Here is a 1,855-nt window from a genome sequence, read left to right as displayed (position 1 = left end):
TGCCCGGGTGGCGGTAGACCCACGCCGGCCGGTCCTCGCCCCCCGCCGGCTCCGGCCGCTCCAGGGCGCCGGGGGCGGGGCGCAGCGGCGTACGGGCCGGGGTCAGCGGGTGCTCGCGTACCGGCGTCGGCGGAGCACGGCGGCCGCGCCCGCGAGGGCGAGTGCCGCGGCGGAACCGCCGGCGACGAGCACGGTGGGGGACGCGGCGTCGTCCTGCGTGCTGGTGAGGCCGTAGCCGCTGGAGAAGCCCTGGGTGTCGTACGGGGAGCCGGGCAGCTTGTCGGAGTAGCGGGCCTTGACCAGCTTCTGGTAGTCGCTGAGCGAAACCGACGCCTGCCCGCCCAGTCCTTGCCGGGCCTGTTCGTTGAGCGGTTCGACCGTGAGGAGCTTGAGCTGGTACCAGCCGCGGATCTGCGGCTCGGTGAAGACCAGGGTTCCCACGGTGGCCTTGCTTGCGTACGTGGCGTCGCTGTCGCCCTCGCGCACGGCCGCCAGGTGCCAGCCGCCGCCCTGGGTGGGCGCCAGCATGACGGTGACGTTGCGGCCGTTGACGGTGGTGCTCAGCGAGGAGACCAGTTGCGTCAGCTTGATCGCCTCGGTGGGCAGGGGGTGGGCGGTGCCCGCCACGAAGCCGGGGGTGATCTCGTTCCGTGCCACCGGGTCCTTGATCGTGAAGACCGGGAGGCCCTGGCAGGGCTCGGCCGATTCGGGGATCGTCTCCACCTGTGCGTCGGCGCCGCCGACGGGCACCGGGGTGCGCAGGAAGCGGCAGACGGTGTCGCGCACATCGGCGGACTTCACCGCGTCGAGGGCCGCCTGGTAGTCGGGGATGTCGGCCGGCAGAGGGTCCCTGGCCGGGGACGCGTGGGCCGGCCCGACGAGGGAGAGCAGTGCGGACGCGCCCAGTGCGGATGCGCACAGTGCCTTGACGACGGACGTTCGGGAGAAGCGAGGGGCCGCCCGCTCGCGGGACGGTTCGGTGTCGCTGGTGTCGCTGGTGTCGCGCATGTCGCCTGCCTTAGCGGGAGATGCCGATGCGGGAATGGGTCCACTTGGAGGAGCTGTTGCTCACGTAGTCGCTGTAGTTCCACCACGTGTACGTGGTGGTGTCCGGCCACGGGTCGGCCACGGCGATCGTGGTCTTCGCCGTGTCGAAGCCGTAGACCACGTTCATGTGGCCTCCTCCGGACGTCCACCCGATGCGGGCACCGACCGGCCTGGCCGCCTTGACGTCGGTGTACACCTGGTTGAACGTGGCCGCGCTGCTCAGGCCGGAGCCGGAGTGGGCCATGCCCAGGCTGGTCCAGCCCCGGGCCATGTCGTCGAGCGTGGCGGGCTGGTTGTTGCAGCCGTAGGCGGGCTGCGCCCGGCTGCAGAAGTCCGTCTGGGTGGAGCCGAAGCCCTGGAACTTGGCGATGGTCAGCCCGGAGGCTGACCAGCACCACTGCGTCTTCTCCTGCTTCAGCATGGTGATGTTGTCCTGGCCCGCTTCCGCGTGGGCCGTGCCGCCGGCGGCCGCGAGCGACCCCAAGGCGGCCAGCGCGATGGCCGACGCCGTGGTTCCGTACCTGAACCTGCCCATTTTCCTGCCTTCCCCCTGATGGGTACAACGAGACGAACGGGGCAATCTGGCAGGAATATGACAGCGCATCATGCCTGGGTCACCTAGGGGCAAGGCAGGAAATTACCCCCAACTGATGATTCGTCGGGTCATCACGTGTTTCGGGTACGGGGGGCGCGCCCGGGGCGCCTCCGCGGCGCCTAGGGCCTGTGTGATGTCGTGATCATTCGGGAGCCTTCAGCAGGTCGTCGATCCAGATCATTGCGGCGCGGAGGTGGAGGCCGGCGAGGTAGC

The 1,855-nt window shown here is 70.4% G+C and carries 2 protein-coding genes; both read right to left on the bottom strand.

The features are described 5' to 3' along the window. Positions 1 to 102: 102 nt before the first annotated feature. Positions 103 to 1,008, bottom strand: a complete 906-nt coding sequence (locus ABZY44_RS37605) for a hypothetical protein (RefSeq protein ID WP_356662037.1) — start codon at positions 1,006 to 1,008, stop codon at positions 103 to 105. Between the two features lie 10 nt (positions 1,009 to 1,018). Beyond that, positions 1,019 to 1,582, bottom strand: coding sequence for a papain-like cysteine protease family protein (locus ABZY44_RS37600; protein WP_356662035.1), 564 nt, complete (start codon positions 1,580 to 1,582; stop codon positions 1,019 to 1,021). Positions 1,583 to 1,855 lie beyond the last annotated feature (273 nt).

Origin of the sequence: Streptomyces sp. NPDC006544 (assembly GCF_040611715.1) — a bacterium.
In the GTDB taxonomy this organism is placed as follows: Bacteria; Actinomycetota; Actinomycetes; order Streptomycetales; family Streptomycetaceae; genus Streptomyces.
The sequence above is the reverse complement of the archived record's forward strand: the minus strand, read 5'-3'. Positions and strand labels throughout refer to the sequence as shown.